The 20,874-nt window shown below is 64.1% G+C and carries 12 protein-coding genes and 2 pseudogenes; all 14 read right to left on the reverse strand.

The window, feature by feature from the left end; genetic code table 11:
* Positions 1 to 589, reverse strand: a pseudogene (locus PSUB009319_RS20410) (hypothetical protein); the annotation flags it as partial.
* A gap of 225 nt (positions 590 to 814) precedes the next feature.
* On the reverse strand, positions 815 to 2,278 hold the full coding sequence (terL, locus tag PSUB009319_RS20415; protein WP_124384006.1) for a phage terminase large subunit: 1,464 nt from the start codon (positions 2,276 to 2,278) through the stop codon (positions 815 to 817).
* The gene (locus PSUB009319_RS20420) at positions 2,275 to 2,718 is read right to left on the reverse strand and encodes a DUF5681 domain-containing protein (protein WP_124384007.1); all 444 of its coding nucleotides are present in this window, start codon (positions 2,716 to 2,718) and stop codon (positions 2,275 to 2,277) included. Before PSUB009319_RS20420 ends, terL begins: the two co-directional genes overlap by 4 nt.
* On the reverse strand, positions 2,711 to 4,114 hold the full coding sequence (locus PSUB009319_RS20425; RefSeq protein ID WP_124384008.1) for a site-specific DNA-methyltransferase: 1,404 nt from the start codon (positions 4,112 to 4,114) through the stop codon (positions 2,711 to 2,713). The genes PSUB009319_RS20420 and PSUB009319_RS20425 overlap by 8 nt, the downstream gene beginning before the upstream one ends.
* A gap of 84 nt (positions 4,115 to 4,198) precedes the next feature.
* A complete protein-coding gene (locus tag PSUB009319_RS20430) occupies positions 4,199 to 4,642 on the reverse strand; it encodes a hypothetical protein (RefSeq protein WP_124384009.1) in 444 nt (147 codons plus the stop codon).
* A gap of 244 nt (positions 4,643 to 4,886) precedes the next feature.
* Positions 4,887 to 5,162, reverse strand: a pseudogene (locus tag PSUB009319_RS20435) (amidase family protein); the annotation flags it as partial.
* A gap of 79 nt (positions 5,163 to 5,241) precedes the next feature.
* Positions 5,242 to 6,345, reverse strand: a complete 1,104-nt coding sequence (locus PSUB009319_RS20440; protein WP_124384011.1) for an SDR family oxidoreductase — start codon at positions 6,343 to 6,345, stop codon at positions 5,242 to 5,244.
* An 11-nt stretch (positions 6,346 to 6,356) separates the two neighbouring features.
* A complete protein-coding gene (locus tag PSUB009319_RS20445) occupies positions 6,357 to 6,977 on the reverse strand; it encodes a GNAT family N-acetyltransferase (protein WP_260393069.1) in 621 nt (206 codons plus the stop codon).
* Positions 6,978 to 7,074: 97 nt separating this feature from the next.
* On the reverse strand, positions 7,075 to 8,436 hold the full coding sequence (locus PSUB009319_RS20450) for an aminotransferase class I/II-fold pyridoxal phosphate-dependent enzyme (RefSeq protein WP_124384013.1): 1,362 nt from the start codon (positions 8,434 to 8,436) through the stop codon (positions 7,075 to 7,077).
* Between the two features lie 16 nt (positions 8,437 to 8,452).
* On the reverse strand, positions 8,453 to 9,349 hold the full coding sequence (locus tag PSUB009319_RS20455) for a UDP-3-O-acyl N-acetylglycosamine deacetylase (RefSeq protein ID WP_124384014.1): 897 nt from the start codon (positions 9,347 to 9,349) through the stop codon (positions 8,453 to 8,455).
* Positions 9,346 to 17,013, reverse strand: coding sequence for a type I polyketide synthase (locus tag PSUB009319_RS20460; protein ID WP_124384015.1), 7,668 nt, complete (start codon positions 17,011 to 17,013; stop codon positions 9,346 to 9,348). Before PSUB009319_RS20460 ends, PSUB009319_RS20455 begins: the two co-directional genes overlap by 4 nt.
* A gap of 78 nt (positions 17,014 to 17,091) precedes the next feature.
* Entirely contained in the window at positions 17,092 to 18,624 is a 1,533-nt protein-coding gene (locus tag PSUB009319_RS20465) for an LTA synthase family protein (RefSeq protein WP_124384016.1), read from the reverse strand.
* Positions 18,625 to 18,666: 42 nt separating this feature from the next.
* Positions 18,667 to 19,452, reverse strand: coding sequence for an SDR family oxidoreductase (locus PSUB009319_RS20470; RefSeq protein ID WP_124384017.1), 786 nt, complete (start codon positions 19,450 to 19,452; stop codon positions 18,667 to 18,669).
* Positions 19,445 to 20,653 carry a capsule biosynthesis protein gene (locus PSUB009319_RS20475; protein ID WP_124384018.1) on the reverse strand — a complete coding sequence of 403 codons (1,209 nt, stop codon included), beginning with the start codon at positions 20,651 to 20,653 and terminating at the stop codon, positions 19,445 to 19,447. Before PSUB009319_RS20475 ends, PSUB009319_RS20470 begins: the two co-directional genes overlap by 8 nt.
* Positions 20,654 to 20,874: the final 221 nt, after the last annotated feature.

Consider the following 20,874-nt stretch of genomic DNA (forward strand, 5'->3'; position numbering starts at 1 on the left):
TGAACGCGAGCTGCAACTTCACACCCTTGATGGCCTTGTTGCCCAAATTCTTGACGCCGATCTCGACGGAGAAGCGGCCGTCGAGTCGACCCGCATCGAAGTTCCGTGGGACGTAGCGTTGCCCCATGAAGGTGAGCACGACCGTCTTGCTGAGTTCGGCAGCCGTGGCCGCCTGCTTGGCCTCAAGCTCGACTTTGAGTCGCTGCGCTGCTACCTTCTTGGCGTCCTGTTCAGCCATCCACTGGCGCTGCGCATCAATGGCCTGCCCAACGGTTGTGCCGACTGGCATGCCTTGCTTGCCGAAGACTTCGCCCAACTGGGTGCGTAGCAAGTAGGCGGCAAGGAGGCCTTTGTCAGCCTCGCTGAGGCTCTTGATCTTCTGTGCAAATTCGCCGTCCCACTGTTTGGGGTCGGTGGGCACGACGGCATCGGTCGGCTTCGAGCACCCGGCAAACGCGGTGCAGAGCACTACCGCCGCGGCCATGGTTCGCCCCCAATGTGTGAGGCCCCTGCGGCTCTTCGTGGGGGCGGAGGTGGTCGCGGCCGCAGCAGCGGGACGGCAGGCCTCGGGCGTAGCAAATTCGGTCATGATGCGCTCCTGGTGGTGTCGCCACGCCAGCCGTGGCGGTGACACCAGTAACGCTCTGAAGTTGAGGCACATCAAGGAGCTTGTGAAGGCGCGCCTCCAACTCGCAGCTCTGCGGGTCCGGTTGCGCACTGAAACACCGCGGCCGCCATCGTCGCTCGCCAGCGGTCAATGCAAACCGCCTATTCCGTCTATGGAAGGCAGGCTCCCTCGGGTGCCCGCCTTCCTTCATTCTCCGCGCCTGAGCCGCTCTTCGCACTTCATGCGGTAGAAACCCGTGATGCCGGGCTCGGGTGGGTTATCCTGAATCCACCCCAACGCCTGCGCCACCGAATCGGCCTGGTCGTCATAGCGCCCGTTCGGGAAGATCGTCAGCTCGTAGATGAATTCGTCCAGCCAGGGCGCGTCGCGCGGGATGCGCACGCGGCCCGTTTCGAACAGACCGGTGATGGCCGCAAAGCGCACCACCTTGTCGCCCTTGGGCTTCCAGGGCTTGACCGTCAGGCCGTAGGCGGCGAGTTCCTGAATGAGCTGGATGCCGCTGGACTGATCCTCCACCAGCACCACCCGTGGACGGTACTGCTCGGCCAGCCGGATCGCGGCGCGCCGCAGATCGGGGAAATCCACCTTGATGCGTTCGACATCGAGCAGGTAGAACAGCTCACCTTTGAGGCCCCAGGTCGTGCAGACGGAGTAGTCGGCCAACTCCGTCGCCTTCGCCGCGGTATCCCAGCTCTGTACGATGTGATCGAACTCGCCGGGCCGCTCGTAGGGCTCGTAATAGCGCATCCAGGGTTGCTTCAACAGCCCGCCATCGCGCGGCGCCGGCCTTTGCTGGTATTGCCCTGCGAAGTGATACTCACCTTGTGCTGCGCGGATCCACGCGAGCGTTTCCAGCGATTCCCTCGCCGGATGCAGCGCTTCACCGGCCCGGCGTCCGAACGTTCGCTGACCGACGGGCGTCTCGACCACATGGGATTCATCCTCTTCCGCAATCGCCGGCAGCCGCACAACTTCCCAGTCGTGCTGCTCGAGCACGTGGCCGACCAGGTCATCTTCGTGCAGCCGCTGCATGATGACCAGCACACCGCCTTTCGCCTTGTCGTTCAGGCGCGAAATCGCGGTGCCGTCGTACCACTCGTTGCAGCGATTGCGCAGCGTGTCCGACAGCGCGTCTTCGGGCTTGAGCGGATCGTCGATGATCATGAAATCGCCGCCCTTGCCGGTCAAGGTGCCACCGACGGACGTCGCCAGCCGCATGCCTTGTTGAGTGGTAAAGAATTCCGCGATCGCCGGCCGGCTGGCGCTCAACTGCGTATGCGGAAACAGGTCGCGGTAGAGCGGCGACTGCATCAGCGCAAGGCAGGCACGCGCGTGGGCATCGGCTAGATCCTGCGAGTAGCTCGCGCACATCACCCGGCAGGCCGGATTCATCGCCAGCAGCCAGGCCGGCAGGCAGATGCTCGCGCAGTGGGACTTAAGACTGCGCGGCGGCATCATGATGACCAGGCGCGTGGTCTTGCCCATCGCAAAATCCGTCAGCTTGGCGGCGAGCAGCTCGATGTGCCAATTGTGCCGGTAGGTTGTGCCCGGATTGAGCACATCGAACGCCGCGGCGATAAAGCTGGCGAAATCGTGGCGTATCAGGCGCAACATGTCCTTATAAGGCAGTTGTGGAGGCGGGCGCTTCATGGTGTGGTCTCCGGTTCGGGAGGGTCCTGCAGTGTCGACAGCCGCGCAAGGAGCGCTTGTGCCAGGCTGCGTTCAAGCTGGGGGTCCGGCGGCGCTTCCCGCTGGGCTTGATCGGCCTCCATCGCGTCGGCCTGACTGATCAGCGGCAGCAAAAGCCGCAGGGCGGCCAGATCGCCCGCCGCCGAACGGTTGGCGAGCTGGCGGCAGATCACGGCGCGTTTGGTTAACCGCAGGCGCTTGCCGTTCTCGACCACCGAAACTTCCTCGTTCAGCGCGAGATGCACTTCGGTGAGCAGGTTGCGCCGCCCCTTGGGGCGCCCCCTCGGATTGCCCGATTCGCCCTTGCGGAACTGGTGTGCCCTGGGCGGCTTGCCGTAGCCGATCTCATACGGCGCCGCGATATCCGGTGCCGGAGGCTCGCGTTTGGAGCGTTTAGCCATGACTTACCCTCCTGGCCGACGTGGTGGCCATCTTTGACTTCCTGGTGCTTGCCGTTCTGCGTTTGCGCTGACAAGCGGCGAAGGTCTGGCCGCTGGCGACGTGGATGGCCGCCTCGCCCGTGTCGCGCTGCCAGCGGCGGATGGCGGCATCGACGTAGCGCGGATCGAGTTCCATACCACGGCAGCGCCGCCCGACGCGTTGGCAGGCCATCAGCGTGGTGCCGCTCCCCAAGAAAGGGTCCAGCACCACATCGCCGCGCGCGGACGCATCCAGGATGGCGTCGGCCACCAGCCGGATCGGTTTGACGGTAGGGTGGAGGGCCAGCAAATCGCCTTCTTCTCCTTTGCGATCGCTGACGATGCTGGGGTAGTGCCAGACGTTGGAGCGGTCACGGCCGTGGCGGCCCAGTTCGACGTTGTTGCGGTGTCGACCTTTGCCGTGCTTGAAGATGAAGATCAGCTCGTGCTGGCTGCGGTAGAGGCTGCCCATGCCGGCGCGATCCTTGACCCAGACGGCCAGGTTCTTGAGGGCATAGGGCTGTTCGGCCGCGGCCAGCAGCTCGTGGGCATGGCGCCAGTCCATGCAGAGGTAGTGGAGAGCGCCGTCCACGCTGTGCGCTGCCATGTACCCAACCACCGTTGCCAGGAAAGCTTGGAACTCACCAGAACTCATCTCGCCAACCGCCATGGCGAATTCCCGGTGCCGGATCCTGCCCTTGCCACCGACGAAACCGTCGATCGGGACGTTGTAGGGTGGATCGGAAAAGACCATCGTGGCCTTGTCGCTGGCCATGAGGGTGCGATAGGACGCTTCCTCCAGCGCGTTCCCACACAGGATGCGATGCTCGCCCAGTTGCCACAGGTCGCCGACCACCGATACGGTTTGTGCCTCCAGCTCGGGCAGGGAGTCGGCGGGATCAGTCGCTTCTGTCTCCGCCAAGCCCTCGATCCGCAGGTCGATTTCGCCCATCGAGAAGCCAGTGGCTTCGATGTTGAATTCGAGATCGACAGCGGCAAGCTCCTGCAACTGCTCGGCGAGGAGTCGCTCGTCCCAGGTGCTGAGGTCGGTTAACCGGTTGTCGGCGATCTGGAAGGCGCGGGCTTGCTCAGGCGACAGGTGCTCCAGGCGAACGGTGGGGACCTGCCGCAGCCCGAGTTCCCGGGCAGCCAGCAGGCGGGCGTGACCGGCCAGGACGCGGTCGTCGGCGTCGATCAGGATCGGGACGTTGAAGCCAAAGGACCGAATGCTCTCGGTCAGGTGCCGGAGCTGGCGCGGGTTGTGCAGCCGTGCGTTGCGTGGGTCACCGCGCAAGGCCTCGGGAGGCCGGTAGCTAATGTCAAGCGGATGCCGTCTGGCGCTCCTCGGGGGCAGCGCCTTGCGAGTGGTGGTTGCCATGTGTCGCTCCTGACGAAGCGTCCGGACAATTCCGGATCACGTGGCAAGCAGTAGGCCTGCATTTTCCGCCCTCGGGCGGGCAGATCATTTTTGGAAATTAGACCGCATCCGAGCGAGGATTCTTCGGAGCGTGCGCTCATCGGGGCAGGGCTTGGTTCGATCTCGTTGCAGGTCAGCAAGCACCGTGGAGACCAATTTTCTAGGAGGGACGCCCTGGTCGAGCAGCGCTAAGAACAGGCGCTCGATTTCTTCGTGGTTGAGGGTCCTTTTGCCAGTACGTAGTACTGGTAACCTAACAAGACGAAAGTACAGGGCCCGCCGCCGTTCGTAGGCTTCGTCGTATTGGGTGCGGAGCGTTTTACGTTTCCTGCCGCGCTTCTTTTGCGTGGACGTGGGTACACCCATGTACACCTGGTCTAGCTTCTCGAGGAGCGCGACCGCTTCGCGCACTGTGAGTGCTCTTCGGCCTCTGGCGTGAATGGCTTTGATCTGCAGGGTAATCACGTCCAGCTTTGCGCCCCTGTTCATGGCGTCGTCTCATCCCAGTAGTGACCTGCCCCGGTAACAGGGCCAGAGGGCTTCTAGTAAAACGGACTCTACTAGCTTCCCGGTGGACCGATTTATTGGGGGCAGGTCAGTAGTTCCCCGGAGCGCAACTCGGGCATTCCAAGTATGCCGTCGCGAGCTACTACCGGGCTCACCATCGCCCTTGCGGATTTACTGCGGCGGGCTCTCCGAGCCGCAGCAAATCACGCAAGCTCTCGCCAGGTTGTCAGCCCAACAGCGCGCTGCGCACCTTTGTGTAGCCGCTGGCTCGCTCATAGGCATAACCAACTTGAAGTACCGAAAGGTCTGCTTGAGCCCGACCCATCACCTGAAGGCCCATGGGCAAGCCAGTGGAACCGAATCCAGCCGGTATGTTGAGAATGGGCAGGCCGGCGAGGGTGCCGCCAACGACGACCTCCATCCAGCGGTGATACGTGTCCATGGTGCCATTGATTTCCTTAGGCCAATGGAGCTTCGCGTCAAACGGAAACACTGGGGTCGAGGATGGAGTCTTCGAAAAGCGCCGATGGTTATAGCACGGGTACTGTTTCTGACCGTGCAGGCCGGATCGGCCCGCGGACTCACTTGTAGTCCCACTGCATCTGCGCGGTAATCGATACGCCTTTCGACGTGTCCATGCAGCGGTCAAGGTAGCAGAGCAGGGAGCGAGGCTGGAAGCCCGTCTCCTTCACTAGCCGCGCGTTGTCGAACACGTAGCTCATGCTGGCGAATTTGGCGTACAGGTGGATGGCACGCGCCACCAGCCGCACGTTGCCGTCACCGGACAGTCGCAGGAACTTACGCGCCAGCGCCTTCTCTTCGATTGTCGGCTGGAAGTGATAGCTTGCTAGTGCCTGGGCATCCTCTTCCGGACCAGCGCACCCCTTGATGCGCGGGTAGAGCGTCTCGATCTGTTCGGAATGCGGGTCGCCCGCGCTGATGTGATACAGGTCGTGCGCGAGCGCAGGTTTGAGCGCCAACTCAACGATGGCCTGTGCGCAGTCGTCGACCGAGAGGATATCTACGCGGTCGCTCAGCCGACAACTGAAGGTCTCCAGCATGGCGACCATGCGCAGCATCCAGAAGATGCTGCCCGAAGGCGCGCAACCCAGCCGGCTATGGCCAACCACAATGGACGGTCGAGCCACTACCAGCGGCAATTCTGGAAGCGCCTCGCGCAGCTTCAGCTCGGCCATGCCCTTGGAATAGGTGTACTTCACCGCATGCTGCTCCAGCGGCGGTACGGTCCAGCTTTCGTGCACGTGGCGATCGGCCAGTTGACCACACGACATGGCCGTGCCGACGTGCAGAAAACGCTTCAACTGCTTGCCCTGGCTGGCCTGTCGGCCCAGCGCCAGCAATCCGTCCACGTTAGTTTGCCATAGCGACGGGTGGTTGGAAAACGTCGCCAGCGCGGCGCAGTTGATGATGATGTCCGGGTCGCCAAGCTTGGCTTCGGCTGCATTGCGCAGGTCAAACGGCACGATCTGGGCTTCGGTGATGCCATCCAGCGTCGATTGGGGCAATTGAAAACGGGCCAGGTTGATCCGCAGGCGAGTGAGCGCCTCGGCAACGGTTGTGCCGCGGATTGCAAAGCGGGTATCGCCCAACAAGCCCTTGTCTGCCAGATTGGCGGCAATCGCGCCGCCGAGAAAACCGGTCGCCCCGGTCAACAGGATGCTCATACCTGGACTCACTAGTTGTCTTGTCTGCGATAGCGCATCCGCGTGGCTGCCAAGTGTGCCGGCAACCAGGATGAGCAACGCCTGCCATCTTTTATCGATTCGAAGCCAAGCTCCCGGTACAGTGCCGCTGCGCGCCGGTTCGTGTTCAGCACATCGAGCACAAGCATCTGGCCGGCTCTGGCGGGAAGCAGTTGGCGTGTCATCGCATGGGCAAAGAGCGAGCGAAAAATGCCGCGGCCCCGCAGGTCGGGGTGTGTAGCACAGTAGGCGATCAGGGTCTGGCGTCGTGTCGGCGCGGGGATTTCGTTTTCAAGGATCAGGCCGCGACGAATAATGCCAGGCACACGGCGTAGGCCAAAATGCTTCAGGAAGTCTCTGACCGCGTAGAAATCATCCAGCCAGTTGTGGCGGCCATCCTGGATCGCGAGGGCTGCGACCGGCTGGTCGTCGAGCGTGGCGATCAGATGGCGAGTCCAAGAAAAGCGGCCGTGTGGGGCGGCAATGGCATGGCGCAAGAAATCCTCGCACGCGTCGGGTGGGGCATTCAGCAGCCAGGCAAATTCCTCGCTGCCCGACGCGAGTACCAGTGGCGCTAGCACTGCGGCATCGTTGGCGTTGGCGCGGCGGAACATAAGCGCTGACAGATCTGCGGATGGGGCAGTCGTCCACGCGGGCAAGGCCATGCACGCCGATTCCGATCTCACACCTTGTCGCGGCTCCATATGCACCTCAACTGCGCGCCAGTTGCGCGACGGATTGCACCGTATACGCAATCTGTTCGGGCGTGTGGGTGGAGCAGATGAAGAAGCGCAGCCGCGCGGCTTTCTCTTCCACCGCCGGGTAGAAGATCGGCTGCGTGTTGATACCTTTTTCGAAGAGCGCATTGGCCCATTGCGCGGCCTTCAGCGAGCTGCCCGTAAGGACAGGTACAACCGAATAACCGGCGCTGAGGCCAATATCGAGGCCCGCCTCGCGCGCGGCGTCAACGAACTGACGCCCGCGTTCGCGCAGAGTGGCCACGCGCTCAGGTTCGTCAAGCATGCGCCGCAATGCAGCCAGCGAGGCGGCAGCCAGCACCGGTGAGATGCCGACGCTGTACAAAAATCCTGGAGCCAGGTGACGCAGGATATCGATCAGCGCCTGCTCCCCGGCGATATAGCCGCCACAGCCCGCCAGCGTCTTGCTGAAGGTTCCCATCCAGATATCGACATCACGACCGGCCAGCCCGAAATGTTCTCGTATGCCCTTGCCGGTGTCGCCCAGCACGCCGAATGAATGCGCTTCGTCAACCATTAGAAAGGCGCCATGGCGGCGCTTAATATCGATGAAGCGTTCCAGCTCAGGGAGGTCTCCATCCATGCTGTAGATGCCTTCCACGGCGATCAGCACGCGTTTGTAGTCGCGCCGCACACGTGTGAGCAGGGCGTCGAGCGCTACCCAGTCGTTGTGCGGGAAGTTCAGTCGTTTGGCACCGCTGAGCTGCGCTCCCTGCACGATACTGTTGTGCGCCAGCGAGTCGTGCACGATCAGGTCGCCTGGGCCAAACAGGCAGCCGATGACGGTGACGTTGGTGGCGTGCCCACTGACAAAGGCGACACAATCGTCGACCTCATAAACGCTTGCCAGTGCCCGCTCCAGCTCGCGCTGGACTGGGCGCTCGCCCGCCACCATGCGGCTTGCCGAGGCAGAGGTGCCGTATTGGTCGATCGCGGCCTTGGCGCTGGCCGATATCTCGGGGTCTCCGGACAACCCGAGGTAGTTGTAGTTGGCGAAGTTGATATACGTATGGCCGTTGATCTGTGTGGTGGCGCCGGCCACGCCCTCGTGGACACGGAAGAAGGGCGAGGCAATGCGCAAGCGCCCGCTCATCTCGCGGATGATCGAGACCTGCTGGTACGCGGGCAGGGTATCGAAGCGGCACAGCGCAGCATAGTCCGCCGGATCGGCCAGGTGTGCCGCCGACGCTGTGCCGGCATGCGCTGCGGCGACAGCCCCTTCGTCTCCCACCTCCATTTCCCTTGTGACCCGATCGAGTTGCCGCTTCAGGGCCTTGGCAGCAAGCTGCTGCCGCAACTGGTCTCCCAGTTTCATACTGCATATTCCTTCGTCAGGTTGTGATGGTTGCCCATTCCCACGCATCGGGTTGTGCGAGCAGGGCGGCGCAGAGCCGGTAATTCATTTCATGGCTGGGGCGCAAGGCCGTGACCTTGCCAAGCAGCGGTGCGCCCAGCAGGGCAAGGTCGCCTACCAGGTCGAGCACGCGGTGCCGCACGAATTCCACAGGCAGGCGCATGCCGCCGATCACGCTGGAGCCGACAATGGCAGCGGTGCATGACGGCCTTGCACCGCGCAAGATCGGTTTGCCGCGCAGATACCCGGACAGGATGGCTGGCAGCGCCCAGCGCAGGCGCCCATAGGAGCGTGCGGGCGCAATGTCGGTGGCGAACGACGCAGGATCAATGATGCCCTGCCAGTTCATTTGACCAAACCCTTTGAGGTCGTTGGTGACGGACACTATGTAGTGGTCGGCCGGTTCGATGGTCGTGCGGTGCATGTGGCCGTCTTCCACCGTGACCGTCTTGCGAATCCGCAGGAAGTGCTTGGGTGCATCCAGCGGGAGACGACCACACGCCTCGATCGCTCGCAGCCAGGGCAGCGCGCTGCCATCCAGGATCGGCACTTCTTCGGCGTCGAGTTCAACGGTGGCGTGGTCGATCTGGCACGCCAGCAAAGCTGCCAGCAGGTGCTCGATTGTGCGTACGCGCCAGCCGTCGGCGTCTTGCAACGCGGTACACAGCGGCTGCCCCAGGTGCAGCGTTACGGACGCGGGCAGCGATGCAAGTGCCCGGCCGCCGCGCATGCGCCGGAACACGATGCCGTGCCCGGCGCTCTCTGGATGCACGCGCACATTGACGCGTCGGCCGGTGTGCAACCCATGGCCGGAGAGTCGCAGTTCGCGCGCCAGCGTTCCCTGGTGATTTGCCCAGCCCGGCTCGGCCGTCATTGCGTAGGCTCCGTGACAACGCTGGCGGCGACTGGACGGGTGGCGGCCATTTCGCCGGCGATCCGGTGCAATTCATCGCGGCTGATTTCGGTGCCGTGGATGGCCGACAGGGAGGTCAACTGCTGTGCGATATCGCTCGCAGCGCCTGTCTCCTGCCCCTCGCTGGCGCCCGCACGTACCGATTCCGCGATTTTCTGCGCCAGCGAGCGGACGGTCGCGCCTTCGGCCAGCATCATGACCGGCAGCTTGACCTCGAAGCATTCCTCGACCGCCATGCCGAGTTCCATGCCCATCAACGAGTCCATGCCCAGGTCGGTCACCGAGCGGTCAGCATCGATCTTGGCGGCAGACAGGTGGAGGATCCGGGCGATCTGTGCCTGAAGGGTCTCGATCACCAATTGCACGGCTTCCGCTGGTGCAAGGGCGCGAATCTCGACCTGCAAGCAGGCGCCATCGGCACGTTGGGATTCTTGTCCGATACCGCCCTGCATTTCCAGATAGCGCAGCGAGCGTGCCGCCGGCATGACGCGCGAGATGGCTTTCCAGTCTAGCCACAGCACCGCTTCGCCAGCGTCGCCGCGCTGCAGCGCTTGTTCGAGCGCGGCCATCGCCTGTGCCGAGGTGATCGCGCGGCCGCCAATGCGGCCTTGCAGCGCTTCGAGCGTCTGGCTGTTGCGGGCGAGGAAGCCCACATCCTCGAGTGGGCCCCAAGCCATATAGGTACCCGGCAGGCCGTGCGCGCGGCGCTTGTGAATCAGCGCTTCGAGAAAGGCATTGGCGGCAACGTAGTTGGACTGACCTGGGTTACCAAGCAAGGTCGTGGCCGATGAATACACCACGAAGAAGTCCAGGGCGAGTTCACGCGTGGCCCGATGCAGGTTCCAGGCCCCAGCGACCTTGGGCGCCAGCACGTCGCGCATCCTGGCGTCGTCCAGGTTGGCGATCAGGCCGTCGGCGATGGACATCGCCGAATGCACGACGCCCTTGAGCGGTGTGCTGCGGCTGGTCAGTCCGTCGACCAGAGCCCGCACCGCCACGTCATCAATGAGGTCGCAGGACATCACCGTTGTATCCACATGCAGTGTGTCACGCCAATGCGCAGCTTCCTCGGCCAGTTCGGGTGCGAGCGTGCCGCGCCGGCTTGCAAGCACAAGATGGCGTGCACCGCACTCGACCAGCCAGCGTGCTGTGGCAAAGCCCAGGCCGCCGGTGCCCCCCGCAATGAGATACGCGGCTGACGGATCCAGCGCGAGACGCGGCGTGCTGGCTGCCTGCGGCGCGGGCACACCGCCCGTAAAGGTGACCACAATCTTGCCGATCTGGCGCGCCTGCTGCATGTAGCGGAAAGCTTCCTCGATACGCGAGGCGGGAAAGGCTCGGTATGGCAGCGGATCGAGCACGCCTTGCTCGAGCAGGGCCATCACCTGCTCGAACAGCGATGCCGTGAGTTGCGGTGACGCATCCATCAACTGGTCTGCATCGATGCCGAAGTAGCTGATGTTGTTGCGGAACGGGCGCAGGCCGATGCGGCTGTTCTCGTAGAAATCGCGCTTGCCGAGTTCGAGGAAGCGGCCGAAGGGGCGCAGTACGTCGATGCTGCGCACCATCGCTTCACCGGCAAGCGAGTTGAGCACGATGTCCACACCTTCGCCTGCCGTCACACGCCGGATCTCATCGGCGAATGCCAGGCTACGCGAGTCGAATACGCGGCTCGCGCCGAGCAGACGCACAAACTCCCGCTTTTCATTGTTGCTTGCCGTGGCGAATACCTCGGCGCCCAAGTGGCGTGCCAACTGGATTGCAGCGATGCCGACGCCGCCGGCCGCGCCGTGCACCAGCACGCGCTCGCCCTTGCGGACACGCGCCAGTTCGTTCAATGCGTAATAGGCGGTGAAGAACGTGCTCGGGATCGTGGCGGCTTCCTCGAAGCTCAGCCGAGCGGGCTTGTGCGCCAGCGCTGTCACGCGGGTACGCAGCCGACTCGCAAAGCAGGCGGGGGCAAAGCCGAGCACCAGATCGCCGTTGGTGAAGTTCGTGACTGCGCTGCCCACGCGTGTGACGCGGCCGGAGAACTCCATGCCGATGGTCGGACCGGCAAAGCCGTTCTCGACGGCTTCGTCGGACAACAGGCCCATCGCGTACATCACGTCGCGGAAATTCAGGCCCACGGCCATCGGCTCCACTTCGACTTCGTCGGGCGCCAGCTGGAACGCGGGCAACGGGAACCACTGCAGATGGCTCAGTGAACCTGATGACTCAAAGCCCAGCACGGCGGGTGCGGCCTGCTCGCCTGCTGCGGCCTGCACGGCGCGTTCGCGCAGTTCGCTGACTTCAGCGGACAGCATGCGCGACACGTAGCGCTCCTCAAGGCCGAGCACCACTTCATCTTCCGCATCGCCGGACAGCAACTCTTGCACGAGCGCCGGCACAGGTTGTGCCTGGCGCGGGTCGATATCGATCAGCCTGCAATGCAATTCGGCATGCTCGTTCATCAGCACACGGCCAAGACCCCACAGCGTGGCCTGCGGCGGCTGCAATGCCATTGCGGGCGTGCCCGGTGCGGCCACTGGCGCGCCACCGCGGGTGACGATCGTCAGGCGCACGTTGGCGCGCTTGCGGCCTAGACCGCGCACCAGCCGCGCGAGCGCGACCGAGGTGGAGTCCTGTGCCGCCATCAGCGTAGCCGCGTTGGCGCTATCGTCCAGCAGCGGGGCGTCAGCGGCCAGGAAGACGATGTGGCATGCCGTACCGGCCGCGTCCAGCGCCGTATGTGCCAGCGCCGCCTCGGGAGACTCCACCACCGCGACACGCGGTGTGCGCTCGCCCGGGCCAATGCTGGCGCACGCCTCGTCGAGCGCGGCTGCCAGCCGGGTGGCAAGCGCCGCCGGCGTATCAGGACATACCACCAGCCAGTTTGTGGCCTGGGCGCCAACCGTGCCGCCGATTTCGTCTCCAATGGCTTGGTCAAGATCGCGTGAATCGGCCGGGCGCCCGGCCTCACGGCGCGCCAGCAAGAGTACCGGTGCGCCTTCGATCTGCAGGTCGGCTTCAACGTGGCGCGCCTGTGTCTGGAAACCCTGGGCGAGCAGCATCGTTTCGATGGCCGGGGCGGGCAGCATGTCGCCGCGGCTTGTGATCCACCATTCGGGCGACAAGCCGAACACGATGTCCGAGAAACGGCTGGCTTGGCTATCGCTCAGCACCAGCAAGGCACCGGGGCTCATCCACATGCGCACGGCGGCCAGCAGCCGGTCCGGCTTGCCCGATGTGCGCAGCAGGTTGTTGATCACCACCACATCGAACGTGTGGCTGCGGCCCGCTTCAACCGTCAGTTCAGGCTGGTCGCCCAGCTGCAGCGCCGCAGTGCGGATCAGCGGATGACGGCCGGTATCGAACGCACCAAGCTGCTCGGCACTGCCAGCGATGGTGTAGTCGCACCGGCCTTGCAGATGTGTGCCGATCGGCTGGAACAGATTGGCGCCGGGCGTGATGACCTCCAGCACGCGCATGCGGCGGCGCTCTCCCCAGCCTTCGATGGCGGCTGCCAGGCAGGCACTGGCCATCGCATTGACATGGGACCATGTTGGCGAGGCCTCGAACAGATGGTCCAGCAGGCTGCTGCGCCCTGGCGGCAGGACATCGTTCGCCTCCCGTTCTCCGCTCAAGATGGCAGGCAGCGAAGCCCCGCAATGGGCCAGGAGCGTGAGTTCGGCAACATGGCCAGGCGACAGCGATAGCAGGCCACGCCAGATGCTCTCGATGGACGGCGGCGCTTCTTCGCCGCGCACCAGCAGACCGTCGTGGCGCGCCAGCACGCCGTCTTCCAGCAGCATGTCGACCAGTCGCGCGAGTAGCGCCGGATTCGCACAAGCCGGCAACTCGGCCTTGCCAAGAAGCTGCAGCGATTCGACGGCGCGCAACGCGTAGGCCGCGGCCAGCACGTCGATCAGCGGCATCACTTCGGCGAGGTGTGTATGGCGATGCGCGGCATCCTCGGTGCCGGCGACGCTTGCGGCTGCCTTGGCTAGCAGGCTGGCCGGCGACGGCGCCGCCGAGATGGCTTCGCTTGCCGGCGTCGCTTCCAATGCGAAGACATAGCGGCCAGGGCCACCGTGGCGTCGGCCGAGCAGATCGACGCGGCGGAATCGACAGGTGGAGAGCTTCAGCACCGTACCGCCCGCGCTATCCAGATAATGGAAACTGGCCACCAGCGAATGGGGGCTGCGGCGTTCGACCCGTGCCACAACGCGCGCGGGCATGCCGCCGTAATAGTCCATGCGGCCGAACTGCACCGGCACATAGGCGGCTTGGTCAGTGCCGGGCTGGCCGGCGGCCATCAGTGCCAGCAGCGGATGCAGGCCACTGTCGAGCGCGCCCGGATGCATCGCATAGCGCCCGAGCCGGTCTTGCTGCGAGGCGGGCGCCGCAAGCTCGGCTAATGCAACGTCGCCATCAATGCGGACCGATTGCACCCAGCGGAACGCATCACCAAACTCCAGGCCGATCTCGCGCGCCGCCTTGTACAGCGTATTGCCGGCAATGAGGGGCTGGGCTTCCAGCGCGGCCAGGGTTTGCGGCTCGACTGCCGGCCTTGTCTGCGGCGGGCCGCCAACCAGCAGGCGGCCAACAACGTTGATGGTCCAGGGATCATCGCTTACGCGTGGCCGCGTCTCAATCACAAAGCCTGCTGTGCGGGGGTCCAGCGTGAAGCGGAACAGGCGGCCTTGCTGCGCCTGGAACACCACCGGGGTGCGGATCTCCAGGTTCTCCACCGCGCAACTTGTGGTGCCGTAGTAGCTGTGTGCCGCGGCCAGCGCCATTTCGGCATAACCGGCACCAGGGAACGTGATCGCGCCATCCACCACATGGCTGGCGAGTTCCGGGAGCTTGACGGGGTCGACCTGGTTTTCCCAGGCGGCCGCGCATTCTTTCAACCGGTAGCCCAGCAGCGGATGCTCGCGGCTGCGGTGCACCAGGTCATAGCCCTCGGCGGTGATGGGCGCCCAGTATGGCGTGCGCTGCCACGGATAGGTCGGCAGCACGACATCGCGGTGGGCATCGGGATAGACGGCATCGAGGTCCAGCCGCGCGCCATGCGCGAGCGCCGCACAGAAGGCATTGCGCAGTTGGCTGGCCTGGTCGTGGTTGCGTTTGAGCGTGGGCAGGGCAACGCCGCTCGCGTGCGCCTTCTCCAGCGATTGCGACACATAGGTGCGCAGGATCGAGTGCGGCCCGATTTCCAAGAAGAGCCGCATGCCCTCTCCGATCAACTGGCGCGTGGCCGCCTCGAAGCTGACCGGCTCGCGGATATTGCGCCACCAGTAGCTTGCATCCAACTGCGTGCCGGAGAGCGGCGTGCCAGTCACCGTGGAGACGAAGGTGCCGTGCGAGGCCCGCGGTTGCAGACCGCGCAGACCTCCGACCACCACATCGCGGATGGCCTCCATGTGTCGGCTGTGGAAGGCGTAGTCGAGGTCCAGCATCTGGAAGAACTGGCCTGCCTGTACCGCGCGGGCCTGGATGGCTTCCAGTGCCGCAGCGGGGCCGGCCAGTGTGACGGCACCTGGGCTGTTGATGCCAGCAATTTCCAGCGCATCGCTCAGCCCCAGCTCGGCGATGAGGCTGCGCGCAGTGGCTTCATCCATGCCTGCGGCGGCCATCTTGCCCTTGCCGGCAGTCAGCGCCTGCGCGCGGCTGCGCACCTTGATGACAAGCACGGCCTGCTCGAGCGACAACGCTCCGGCGGCATACGCCGCTGCCACTTCGCCCACGCTATGGCCGTAGCACGCATCAAAACGCAAGCCCTGTGCGAGCAGCGATTGGACGATGCCCGCCTGCATGGCAAAAAGCAGCGGCTGCGCGTTCTCGGTGCGATTCAGCCATTCGGCCGTGGCGCCGGCGCGCATCACATCGAGCAGCGATGCACTGCCGTCGGCGCACCACAAGGCATCAATCTGCTCCATGGTTTCCCGGAAGACGCGGTCCTCCTGCACCAGGCGTTGTCCCATGCCAGCCCACTGGGAGCCGTTGCCCGAGAAGACCAGCGCGAGCTTGCCGTCGTTGGCAACAGCTTCGCCGGTCACTACAGCGGGACAGGTTTCGCCTTGCGCCAGCGCCGCCAGCGCCGCGGCACCTTCTGTGGCAAGCGCCGCAGCGTCGGCCGGGGCAATGACGGCGCGGTAGCGCAGGGGCTGGCGACGATGGGCAGTCGCCCCCGCCAGCGCCTGCCATGACACGCCCGCGCTGAGGTGTTCCCGATACGCAGCGGCCAGCGCCTGCAGTGCTTGCGTTGAGCGTGCGCTGAGCATCAGCGGGACAGGGTGGTCTTGCCCTGCGCGGGGCACCTTGTCGGCGTTCGCGGCTTTGGGCGCTGGCGCCGCTTCGCGCAGCAGCACATGCGCATTGGTGCCACCAAAACCAAACGAATTCACGCCGATTAGCAGGGGCTCGCCCTTGGCCGGCAACGGCATGTAGCGATCCACCACGCGCAGGTTGCCGCCCTTGAAGTCGATATTGGGATTCGGTGTGCGGAAGTGAATCGACGCCGGCACGGCACGATGCTTCAGGCACAGGATTGCCTTGAGCAAGCCGGCCATGCCGGAGGCGGTTTCCAGATGCCCCACGTTGGTTTTGGCCGAGCCGATCAGCAATGGCGCATCTGGCCGGCGCAACTTTCCAATGACATCGATCAGCGCGCGCGTCTCGATCGGGTCGCCGACCGCGGTGCCGGTGCCGTGCGCCTCCACATAGTCCAGTTCGCGCGGATCGATGCCGGCGCGGGCGTAAACGTTCTCCAGCAGGGCAGCTTGCGTGGCCGACGCCGGCACGTTAATGCCGCCTTGCGAGTGGCCATCGGAGTTGACGCCCGACGATGCGATCACAGCGTGGATGGTGTCGCCATCGGCCAGCGCTTTGGATAGCGGCTTGAGCAGCACCAGCGCGCCGCCTTCGGCTCGCACGTAGCCGTCACCCGAGGCATCAAAGGCCCGGCAGCGGCCGGTGGGCGACAGCATCGATGCCTTGGCGAAGCTGACAAACGGAAACGGGTGCAGCAGCAGATTGACGCCACCTGCCAGCGCCGTACCCACTTCCCCGGCGCGGATCGCGTTGCATGCCTGGTGCAAAGCCACCAGCGACGACGAACACGCCGTGTCGATCGACATGCTGGGCCCGCGCAGGTCGAACAAATAGGAGATGCGGTTGGAGGCAATGCTCAGCGTATTGCCCGTGGCCGAATACGCGTCCACCACGCTGAGGTCATCGACACCCCGGTCGCCATAGTCTTGCGCCGCCACGCCCACGAACACCGCGCAGTCCTGGCCGGCCATCTTCTGGGGGTGGTGTCCTGCGTGCTCGAAGGCTTCCCAGGCCAGTTCAAGCAGCAGGCGCTGCTGAGGATCCATCTGCTGCGCTTCGCGCGGCGAGATGCCGAAGAAATCTGCGTCGAAGCCGGCAACGTCGTCCATGACGCCGGCTGCGAAGGTATAGCTCTTACCGGGTTCGCGCTTGGAGGGGTGTTGGTAAAACTCGGTGCTGAAGCGGTCGGGCGGCACTTCGGTCACGGCATCGGTTTCTGCAACCAGCAGTTTCCAATAATCTTCCGGACTACGGACGCCCCCCGGAAACCGACACGACATCCCGACAACGGCTATTGCATCTTTCATGTAGTTACACCTGCTCGATTTCTTCTCTGCTCGCGACTTCACTTGCGGCCTCTGCGCATGCCCAAAGCTGGCCCTGGGCTACTGCTGCTGTTGGCGCTCAGTGTTTGCTGCGGTTGTTTCAGTCATTTTTGCTTGCGTGGCCAGTTGCTGCGCGCTGACGCAATCGACCAGCAACTGGCCCAGTGATTCGGCCCGCACCCGTACGGGCTCCTGTTGGCGTGACGACGCTATTGCAGTATCGCTACGCCAAAGCAGGTAGTCGCTATGGACGGGTAGGTGGCCGGTCTGCCCGTAGACGGCCGGCAACGCGGGCACGTGGTCGCCATAGAAGCACAGGATCGCGGGGCGGTTGCGCGCAGCCAGATAACGCGTCAACTGGCCGATCATGGCGTCTGCGTTTGCCAGATGGCGCAGGTAGGCAGTCAGGTCATCCCACGGCTTGCCTTCGCCAAACGCATGGTAGGCGGCCGCCTCACCGGGTGCTACGCGTTCCAGGTGCAGCGGCCCGTGGTTCTCGATGGTCATCGCCATGATGAATGCCGGCGCGTCGCCGGCGGCTTCCAGTTCAGTCTGAATGGCATCGGCCACGGCAACATCGGCCACGTACGGGCCGGCACGCTGCGCGCTGCTGAAATGGCGGATATCGAGGAAGCGATCGAAATGCATCAGTCGGAGAACGCGGTGTCTGCCGAAGAAGTCACCGTAGTACGGATGCATGGCGACTGTACGGTAGCCCGCGCGGCGGAACCACCCCGCCAACGTGGTACATGGCTTGCGTACATACGCGTAGGGATAGAACTGGGCGTAGCCTTGCGCGTCGGAATCCAGCCCAGAGAGCACGGCAAATTCCGTGCGCATGGTGTTGGCACCCCAGGCGGGCACTTCCAACTGGCCGTACTGCATTGCCCCGGCGCAGGCTGCGTCGAAGTTTGCAAGCAGATCCGCATGCACCTCGGGCCCGAGCCGCCGGGCATCGAAGAACGATTCGCTCTGGATGACGATGACGTCTGGCCGCACGGTTGGTTCTGCCTGGCGCGAGAACGGCCCGCGGCTCATCGCGGCGCGCAGCACCGCCGCCGTTGCGGGCCGCAGGCCGTTCATCAGATATGCCACGAACACGGTGTAGAAACCATGCCGGCGCTGATCGGCCTCGGGTTGCATTGCAAGTGGCAGGACGCGCGCGGCAGCCATATTCAGGAGGGCGCAGGCCGCCGCGCCAACCAAAAGCAGCTCTCGCGGCGCATCGGGCAACGGCGCGCTCAGCGCGATGACGCCAGCAAAGAGCGCCGCACCGGCGCAAAGCGCCAGCGTATTGGCGGGGCTGAGGTACGGCAGATACATCCGCGGATGCCGGAAGAGCTGGCTGAACAGGCTCAGATCCGTAAAGACCAGCGGCTCGCGCAACGACGCATATTTGGCATTGCTGACCACGGCCAGCAGCCCTGCGAGCGATACGGCCACGAAACCTGCGAACAGCGGGCGTGCCGATACCGCCAGCGTCAGGAGGAATACGGTCACCACCGAAGACACGTGGGTGGCAAGCGCCGCTGCGCTGCGCCGCCACGGCGGCGCGGAATGCGGCACAGCGATGGCGTCCGGCAGGAGCGACATCACCAGAGCGGCGAAGAAACAGGTCGCGACCGACACGCTGCGCTACCGCTCCGCCCGGGGCAGATAAGACAGCCGATCAAGAATCTGGTCGCCCAACCGCGGTGGCAGCAAGGCCAGAAGCCGCATCCCCAACGCCAGCAACGCCGGAAAGGCAATCTCGGCACGCCCGGATGTCAGCTTCGCCTGGATATGGCGCGCGGCTTTCTCGGCCGACCACAGGAAGGGCTTATCACCCGGGAACACATCGCTCATCGCTGTTTTGACGAAGCCGGGAAACACCAGCGACAAACGCACGCCGTCCGCCGCCAGCAAGGGCCGCACCGATTCGCCGTAGGCCTTGATTGCTGACTTGCTTGCACAGTAGGCCGGTGAGATTGCCATGCCGCGAATGGCCGCCAGCGAACTGATTACCGCGACATGGCCGCGCTTGCGCGCGCGCAAGCGATCCAGCACGGGCAGCAGCGTGTGCAGCGCGCCGTAGAAGTTGGTGTCGAAGACCTCCCGCGTGCGCGCAAGGTCTTCCCAATCGCCGGCCGAGGCCAATGTGCTGGCGACGCCAGCGTTTGCGATCAACAGATCAATTGAGTGAGCATCGTCGAATGCCGTCAGCCAGTGGGTCAGGGCGCCAGCATCGCGCACGTCCATCTGCGCGCAGACGACCGTCGCGCCTTGCTGCCGACACTGCTCCGCGCAAGCTTGAAGCCGTGCTGCGTCACGCGCGACCAAGCCAAGCGTGACGCCGGGCGCCGCGTAGGCGCGGGCGAGCGCTTGGCCAATACCTGCGCTGGCGCCGGTGATAACGATGCAACGGGGGAGGTGATCAGTCATGGGTTGTTGCCTCCAGCCGCTTCACCACACCGGCCACGGCCATGGCGATGCCGGTGCGCGTATAAAAATCGCCATTGATTTGCGTGTGATGCACCAGATAGTCCAGGAACGCCTGATACAAGGTCATGTCCGGCTCTTCCGCTTCGCGCCAGAAGGTATCCAGGCTGCCGTGCCAGGTCATGCCTTCCAAGTCGTAAATCGCCGTGCCCAATGCCTTGAGCGGCCGGCGGTGGTGCAGGGCGGAAAGCCCGACCGTACTGTTGACCACCACCACGCCACGTGCACGGTCGAGCAAGGTCGGCAGGTGGCCGGCGTCGATGAACTCAAGACGGTCTGCCACGCCCAGCGTTTTGGCTGCCGATTTGGCGTAGTTGCGATATTCAATCAACCCGGTGTCAAGGGGATGATTCTTGATGACAAGCAGCGCGTCAGCAGGGGCATGCGCCGCGAAGGAGGTGAGTACGTGGTCGATGGCCTGTCGGATGCTGTCAAACGGCGAATGGACCTGGATCTGGGAGTCCGAATTGAGCTGGAGCGGGAAGAGGTAGTAGGGCAGCTTCTTTGCCAGAAGACGTTCCGTGAGCCGTTTCGCCTCTGCCCGATACTGGCGCTCCAGCAGTAGGCGTCTGGCCAATCCGGCGTATTCGCGGTACCCGTTGTGAGGCCGGTGACTTTCGTAATGCGGAAAGCGGCTCGCGTAAATGGCGTTCGCCGCGCGATAACGGATATCGTGGTAAGCGCGTTCGTAGAGGTTGTAGCCGGTGGTCTGGCCAGTTGGGGAGGGCGGCGTCATGGTGCGTTGCTCGCGATACCACGCGGGGTCGCGCGGCAGCCTCGAACGGCCATTAACACCATGCAGCTCCATGGTGAGCCAGTGTGGCCGGACATAACCCTCTTCGAATACGTTAACGCGAATATTATTTTGTTCGGCAGTGGCGTGTACCGGTTGGTGGATTTTGCGGCAATCCCCAAAGAGTAGGGTGTCGGTGAAATCGCCCGAACCGAAAATCTCCGAATACCAATCTGGAAGCGCATGCGCTTCTGCGGAGAAGTTGCTTACATTTTCCCTGCCTGCATATGCCAAGTCACCACCGCAAAAATTGACGCGATGCACCCGATGGCCGCGTTCGACAAGTGCTGTGGCTAGCTGGTTGAAAAAGGGCGATGCCGTGCCTTGCAAGGCGAGAAACGATCGGCGCATCAATAGCGGTGCAGCGGTCTAAGTGTTGGGGTTGAAGGGGGGGCGGAATGCTTGGACTCGCATGGCATGACCAGGCCAGCAATGGGGCGCCTCAGGAGCATTTGAAGGATACCGTAGGTAAGGGCACCTGATAAGGAGGCGCCGCAGGATCGTTGTTAATCCGATGCATGCGGTGATGGCATGCAATAGCGCCGGCACGAAGCGCTGGCTATAATTGACAC

The sequence above is a fragment of the Ralstonia sp. SET104 genome (assembly GCF_003851545.1).
GTDB lineage: Bacteria > Pseudomonadota > Gammaproteobacteria > Burkholderiales > Burkholderiaceae > Ralstonia.